Source organism: Anaerorhabdus sp. (assembly GCF_036637135.1).
In the GTDB taxonomy this organism is placed as follows: domain Bacteria; phylum Bacillota_I; class Bacilli_A; order Erysipelotrichales; family Erysipelotrichaceae; genus Anaerorhabdus.
On sequence record NZ_JAVWNC010000014.1, the window covers coordinates 37164 to 44360 of the forward strand.

The following is a 7197-nucleotide window of genomic DNA, read 5'->3' on the forward strand; positions in this document are numbered from 1 at the left end:
TCTTTTCTTAATCCTTTCTGTAAATTCTCAAAATAAACCATGTTGCTTCCAACAATGAAACAATTAGTAACAAAATAATTACACCAAATGAATATTCAGCTGGTAGTAAGACAGATAAAATACATAGAAACCCAAACAAAACAAAGGTAATCCCTTGTACTCGATACATCTTTTTTCTTAATACTGGATCAAAGTTGTATAGTTTAGAGTCTTTGTTTTTACTAAATAAAGCAACCTTCGTCTTATATGTACCACTCGTTTTTGGTAGATAATTACCTATTAGTATAAAGATACTTCCTATCAACATCATCATGACCAATCGCATATCATAATGAATTCCTATCGAATAACTAATTGACAGAAAATAAACAATAAAACTCAATACTGGAATAATAAACTTAGCTATATATTCTACTTTTGGCTTTTGTAATGCATCTATATTCCTTACATCATTGAGATAGCAAGTAAATATTTGTAGAAGTCCCATAATGAACGGCAAAACAAATAATATAATCTCTTTTGGCATATAAGCATCTGGTTGGCCATAGATATTAAAGTGTGATGCTATCATTTTGGGCATATCTTGGTATAGGATAGCCCCAACAATCATTGGAGACCAAGTAATTGCAGTAGTTATAACTATTATTTTCCAATCTACTTTTCTCATTTTTGATTACCTCCTAATTGTTGTATCCATACAAGGATATCTTCAAACACTGATAAATTTAATTCATAATAGATAAAATTCTTTTGTTTCTCTTCGATGATTAGTTTTGCTTTTTTTAAAATTGATAGATGATATGAAACCGTTGCTCCCGTTAAATCAAAACGTTCAGCGATATCACCTGCCGACATTCTACCATCTTTTAATAACTCCAATATGTCTCTTCGTATTGGATCTGATATTGCTTTTAAAGTATCATTGATTCCCACTCCATCACCACCTATTTAGAAATCTATCTAAATACATTATAGATTCAACTTTTACAAAATACAATACCTATTTAGATATTTTTCTAAATAGAAAAAGTAGTATTTCTACTACTTACTTATTTGTTCTATCAATTTTGCAACATCTTTGTCATTTTTACATTCAATAAACTTATCTTCGTAAATATGACGTTGATTTTTATATCGCGTTGTATACTTTCTTGATCTACCCTTAATTAAGCACCAATAAATAAATTCCAAATCTATTTTCTCAATGCATCCCTCAGCAATTGAATCACGTGTTTTTCCTTTATTTTCATAATATCTTTTGATTACTCTTGGAAATGCAATCCTCCTTGGAAAATTCATAAATACGATTAAATTTGCTTCACTCATTCTTCGGTCAAATTCAAATGCAGAGTAATTACCATCAATTACCCATGATGAATGACTTAATGATTCATTTACTAATTCTTTTACTTCATCACGGTCTCTTTCTTTCCATCCCTGAGTGAACTGAATACAATCATAGTGATATACAGGAGCTTGAAAGATTTGTCCTAATGTCTTCGCTAGTGTTGATTTACCTGACCCACTGTATCCAATAATCGCTATTTTCATTTTCATCACCTCTCAGTAAATTTTACATTAATATTGCTATAAAAACAAAAGGAAAGTGATTATTCACTTTCCTTAATTGGTGCAACAAAATAGAAAATCGACCCTTCATTTAATTTTGATTTTACACCATATTCAAATTCATGTAATTCAAGGACTTCTTTAACAATTGCTAAACCAATACCCGAACCTTGTACAATTCGATTGTGCTCTTTATCAACTTTATAATAGCGTTCCCATACCAATGGAATTTGGTCTTCTGCTATTCCTAACCCAAAATCTTGAACTTCAATTCTAACTTGTTCTCCATTAACAATTTGACGGAGTTGAATTAATTTACTTTCATTTGAATAATTAATCGCATTATCAATAAAGTTATGAAGTACTTGAGTCATTCTATTCTTATCTGCAAAAATATTGACTGTTTCATTATAATCAAAAATGAGTTCAATATTTTCTTGTTTTAAGTATGTATCATATGTTTTGATGACATTTTGAATACACTCTGTGATGTTGAAAACTTCCTTGTTTAAAATTACTTTATTTTCATTAAGACGAGATAAATCCAACAAATCATTAACAATTAAGTTCAGGCGTTTTGATTCTTCAATAATTACTTTAATGTTTTCATCTGTCTTCTCATTTGGTAAATCCAACATCATCTCGCCATAACCAGTAATCATAGTGAGTGGTGTACGTAAATCATGAGATACATTCGCAATTAAGTCCCGTTTCGCTTTATCTGCTTTTTGTATTTGAATTGCAGCTTGTTCCAAGGTAGCATTCAATTCATGCACTTCTAAATATTCATGTCTTTTGCTTACATTATCATAAATACCGTCCGCTAATCTTTCTGTAGATTTCTTGATTTTGACAATTGGTTGTACTATTTTTTTAGTAAGAAATAATACAAGTGCTACTGTTGCGAAAAAGATAATACATCCAATTACAAATAATTGATCAGATAGAGTTTGAGTTGCTGCATTAACACGCGTGACACGTGTATTTACCATAATTACACTAGAAACACTATCGTTGTTACTTACTACTTTTGTATAAACAACGTTTTTATCTCCTTTATCTCTTGAGACAAAACTTTCATTTGGTGCATTGGGATTAAATGACATTTCTACAAGAGCTGATTTCATTAAATAACTTCCACCATTCGCTTGCGCTAAGGAAACATATTCAACTAATTGATCATATGGAAGACGATTAATCATGCATCCAGATACGTTCGTACGTACAGTTTGGTCATTTGTCATAACAAGTACACACAAGTCATTTTGTTCCGAAACAGATGTTAAATAATCACCCAAATTTTCAGAGTCAACAACCTTCTCGATATTGGATGCAACATCCTTAACAACACTTACTTTATTATATTCATACAGTGGTTGTAGTAACCCTATTTGAAAGACCCACAGTAGCGCAAGAATACCCAACATAAATGTCATAAGGTAAATTAATAATTTCCATTGAAGTTTAATCGGCTTTTTCAAAACGATAACCTACCCCTCTTAATGTCACAATGAACTTTGCATAAGGCCCAATATTTTTACGTAGTAATTTAATGTGTGTATCCAAAGTACGATCATCTCCAAAGAAATCGTAACCCCATACCTTTTGAAGTAATTTTTCTCTTGTTAATGCAATACCTTGATTACGTATCATATACTCTAACAAATCAAATTCTTTTGGTGAAAGTGATATACGATCACCATCTATTTCAACGTTATGTGCCGTAAAATCAACACTTAATCCTTCTTGAGTAAATACCTCAGCTAACTCGCTTTGTGACTTAGTGCGCTTTAAAATCGCTTGTATGCGCATCATCAATTCCTTTGGTGAGAATGGTTTAACGACATAATCATCTATACCTAAATCAAACCCATGTATTTTGTCATATTCCTCACCTAATGCTGTCAGCATGATAACTGGAATATCTTTCATTTTTTTAATTTCTTTACATGCAGAAAAACCATCAAGGTTTGGCATCATTACATCCATGACAATTAAGTCATAGTTATTATTTGCACATTTCTCCACGGCATCCATTCCATCTTCTGCTTCGCTAACTTCGTATCCTTCATATTGAGCATACTTACGAATCATTTCTCTAATTTTAATTTCATCATCAACAACTAATATTTTCATCTTTATCACCATTTTTATTATAACTTGGAAATGTGAATTTTGGGTGAATTAAGCAAAAAGAGGCTATTTAAGCCCCTCAATTTTTTCTATTGCTTTATCTAATAATCGAACATCAGCTACTTCAATATTTCCAGCATCACAAAGACTTGCAATCATTGGATCTAATGGTAATTGTGCAAGTACATCGAGTTCAGCATCTCTCGCGATTTTCTCAATGTTACTTTCTCCAAAGACATAAATCTTGTGATCACATTCATCACATTGTACATAACTCATGTTTTCAATTAATCCTAATACATTGATATTCATCATTTTTGCCATGTTGATTGCTTTTGCAACAACCATACTTACTAATTCTTGAGGCGATGTAACGATTACGATTCCATCGATAGGTAATGATTGAAATACCGTGAGTGGTACATCTCCAGTTCCTGGAGGCATATCTACAAACAAATAATCTACATCTTTCCAAACAACATCTGTATAAAATTGTTTTACTAACCCTGCAATAACAGGTCCTCTCCAAATTACTGGTGTCTCATCTGTTTCTAACATCATGTTGATGGACATCACTTGAATACCACCTTCAGTTACACATGGATAAATTGCATCTTGCGTTCCTTCTGCCTTTGATGTAATACCAAATACTTTAGTCATACTTGGTCCTGTGATATCCGCATCAAGTACACCTACATTAAATCCCTTACGTGACATAGCAGTAGCTAAAAGACTTGTAACTAAGCTTTTCCCTACTCCTCCCTTACCACTAACTACTCCAATTATTTTTTTAATATGACTATCTTTGTGTGGTTGTATTAAGAAGCTCTCTGGATTACTACGTTCCGAGCAACTTTGACTACAAGACCCACAATCATGATTACAATTACTCATACAATTTACCACCTTTCAACGTACATTATCATAACATAAATACTTTAAAACAGCATCAAAATGACATTGTAAACAATGACCACTAAAATTGCTGGTAACATATTCGCAACTTTAAGCTTATTTGGTGCCAAAAAATTAATCCCAATACACAAGACCAAGACATATCCAACCATACAAATTTGGCGTAAAAAATCACCAACTAAAATTGTAGAAATTGAACCCGATAATAACGTAATTGCTCCTTGATATATCAGAACAGGAATACTAGAGAAAATAACTCCCATACCCAATGTTGCTCCTAAAATAATACTTGTAATCCCATCCAAAATACTCTTTACAAACAAGACAGTAGGATCATGTAATAATCCATCATTAATACTACCAATTATCGCCATTGCCCCAACACAAAATATAATTGATGCAACTACAAAACTATTCGCAAATCCTGCAAGATGAAATTTTTCTTCAATCTTTTTTGACAAACCATTAAGTTTTCCATCAATATCTAACAACTCCCCAATTAATGTACCCAAAACAATACAAACCACCATAATCAATTCGCCACTTGTCGAAAGTACACCTTCCTGAATGATTGCCATATTAGAAAGCACACCATTGATACCTATAACAATGACACATATTCCTATTGCTTTATAAATACTATCTTGAATGCTTTGTTTAATACCATGTTTAAACATGACACCAAGTAAACCACCAAGAATAATACAAATTGCATTTACTATACTACCCATATGCCCTCCCTATATGAAAACAGGACTTTCATCCTGTTTAATTTTACTACTTCTTAATTATCTTTCCTAGTGAAAATAAGTTTGTTGGATATTTGCCACTGAAGCATGCAACACATAAATCAGTACCATTTGCTTCTTTTACTTCATCAATAGATAAAAATTTCAAACTATCTGCACCAATATAATCTTTCAGTTCTTTAACACTAAGTTTAGAACTTATCAACTCATCATACGTTGATGTATCTACACCATAGAAACAAGGTGATTTAAATTCCGGAGAAGCAATTCGTACATGTACCGATTTTGCACCTGCATCTTTCAACAACTGTACAATTCTCTTCATGGTTGTACCACGTACAATTGAATCATCAATCATAACAATACGCTTACCACTAACAATTGCACTAATAGCACTCAATTTCATACGAACACCACGTTCTCTTTGTTTTTGAGTTGGTTGTATAAATGTTCTACCTACATAGCGATTCTTAATTAACCCAATTTCATAAGGTAAACCACTTTCCTCTGCATATCCAATTGCAGCACTAATTGATGAATCTGGAACACCAATAACAATATCAGCTTTAACACTATCTTTACGTGCCAGTAATTTTCCTGATAATTTACGTGCATTGTGTACATTTACACCATCAATCACACTATCCGGACGAGCAAAGTAAATATATTCCATCGAACACATTTTCTTTTGAGTTTTTTCAGCATACTTAAATGATTGAATACCATCATTTGCAATGCGAATTACCTCTCCAGGTTCAACATCTCGAATAAACTTAGCATTTACAATGTCATATGCACAGCTTTCACTTGATACACAATATCCATCTTCCAGTTTGGCAATAGATAAAGGACGTAATCCATTCTTATCTCTTACTGCATACATACAATCTTTTGTCATAATGATGACTGCAAATGCACCTTCAAGTTTAGCACATGCATTCATAATCTTATAAACCATTGTTCCTTCTTCTCTTTGGATTAAGTGTAGGAATATTTCACTATCACTCGTTCCTTGAAAAATACTTCCTTGATTTTCTAATTCTACTTTTATTTCTTCAGCATTAACGATTTGTCCATTATTAACCAATGCAAATGACCCTTGATGTGCACGTACCATAATAGGTTGTACATTCTCAATTTGATTTTGTTGAGCTGTTGAATAGCGAACATGCCCAACTGCATGTTTACCTGATAATCCATCCAGAACCTTATTTGTAAATACCTCGCTAATAAGACCCTTTCCTTTATAACAAGTAATGTTCTTGTTATCACTTGCTGCAATACCACAAGCTTCTTGTCCACGATGTTGTAATGCATGCAAACCAAAATACGATAAACTAGCTGCATCCTTTACATTATAAATTCCAAAACATCCGCATTCTTCGTTGAGCTTATTGCCCATCAATTCTCTAAATTCATCCATCATGTACCCTCCATTAAAACAAGAAATGATTTGTTATCAAATCATCTTATGAACACATAGTCCATCAAGACCAGTTCTCTTTCTTGTAAGAACTGCTTAGTTTCTACATATTAAGATATAAATAATCATCCTAAAAAATAAAAAATACATATTGAAAGCAATATGTAATTGTTAATTTACTTGTGTTTTATTTTAAGTTAAGAGTCATTCCTTTTCCTCCATTACAAAGTAAACCCATCGCGTAGTTACGGGGAAAAGGTTTACTTGTAGTCCACTATAGGCCAGTGGGTAGAAACATGTCAGCCAGTTATTGACACTTATACAAGCAAATGTGATGTTTAATCACGAATATAGTATACACAAGCTATTACCTCATTACAAGGTTTTTTACTAATATTTTCATAAGAA

General features: G+C 32.3%; 8 protein-coding genes and 1 riboswitch. All 8 genes read right to left on the reverse strand.

Annotation, left to right across the window (positions count from 1 at the left end; genetic code table 11):
• Positions 1-7: 7 nt before the first annotated feature.
• The 8 genes from RR643_RS04205 to purF all read right to left on the reverse strand — a co-directional run bounded on the left by RR643_RS04205 (position 8) and on the right by purF (position 6789).
• A complete protein-coding gene (locus RR643_RS04205) occupies positions 8-667 on the reverse strand; it encodes a DUF1648 domain-containing protein (RefSeq protein WP_332468876.1) in 660 nt (219 codons plus the stop codon).
• Positions 664-933 (reverse strand): autorepressor SdpR family transcription factor, encoded by a 270-nt coding sequence (locus RR643_RS04210; RefSeq protein WP_332468877.1) that lies wholly within the window; start codon positions 931-933, stop codon positions 664-666. Before RR643_RS04210 ends, RR643_RS04205 begins: the two co-directional genes overlap by 4 nt.
• Before the next feature lie 108 nt (positions 934-1041).
• Positions 1042-1551, reverse strand: coding sequence for a DNA topology modulation protein FlaR (locus tag RR643_RS04215; protein ID WP_332482409.1), 510 nt, complete (start codon positions 1549-1551; stop codon positions 1042-1044).
• A gap of 59 nt (positions 1552-1610) precedes the next feature.
• Complete coding sequence (locus RR643_RS04220) at positions 1611-3050, reverse strand: sensor histidine kinase (protein ID WP_332468879.1); 1440 nt, start codon at positions 3048-3050, stop codon at positions 1611-1613.
• Positions 3034-3705 (reverse strand): response regulator transcription factor, encoded by a 672-nt coding sequence (locus RR643_RS04225; RefSeq protein ID WP_332468880.1) that lies wholly within the window; start codon positions 3703-3705, stop codon positions 3034-3036. The genes RR643_RS04220 and RR643_RS04225 overlap by 17 nt, the downstream gene beginning before the upstream one ends.
• A gap of 63 nt (positions 3706-3768) precedes the next feature.
• Positions 3769-4596 (reverse strand): Mrp/NBP35 family ATP-binding protein, encoded by an 828-nt coding sequence (locus RR643_RS04230; RefSeq protein WP_332468881.1) that lies wholly within the window; start codon positions 4594-4596, stop codon positions 3769-3771.
• 44 nt (positions 4597-4640) lie between these two features.
• Entirely contained in the window at positions 4641-5348 is a 708-nt protein-coding gene (locus RR643_RS04235) for a DUF554 domain-containing protein (protein WP_332468882.1), read from the reverse strand.
• A gap of 46 nt (positions 5349-5394) precedes the next feature.
• Positions 5395-6789 (reverse strand): amidophosphoribosyltransferase, encoded by a 1395-nt coding sequence (gene purF / locus RR643_RS04240; RefSeq protein WP_332468883.1) that lies wholly within the window; start codon positions 6787-6789, stop codon positions 5395-5397.
• A 247-nt stretch (positions 6790-7036) separates the two neighbouring features.
• A riboswitch (purine riboswitch) is annotated at positions 7037-7134 on the reverse strand.
• Positions 7135-7197 lie beyond the last annotated feature (63 nt).

Coding starts and splice junctions, on each gene's coding strand:
- RR643_RS04205 (WP_332468876.1), bottom strand. CDS start 667: ATGAGAAAAGTAGATTGGAAAATAATAGTTATAACTACTGCAATTACT.
- RR643_RS04215 (WP_332482409.1), bottom strand. CDS start 1,551: ATGAAAATAGCGATTATTGGATACAGTGGGTCAGGTAAATCAACACTA.
- RR643_RS04225 (WP_332468880.1), bottom strand. CDS start 3,705: ATGAAAATATTAGTTGTTGATGATGAAATTAAAATTAGAGAAATGATT.
- RR643_RS04230 (WP_332468881.1), bottom strand. CDS start 4,596: ATGAGTAATTGTAATCATGATTGTGGGTCTTGTAGTCAAAGTTGCTCG.
- RR643_RS04235 (WP_332468882.1), bottom strand. CDS start 5,348: ATGGGTAGTATAGTAAATGCAATTTGTATTATTCTTGGTGGTTTACTT.
- purF (WP_332468883.1), bottom strand. CDS start 6,789: ATGGATGAATTTAGAGAATTGATGGGCAATAAGCTCAACGAAGAATGC.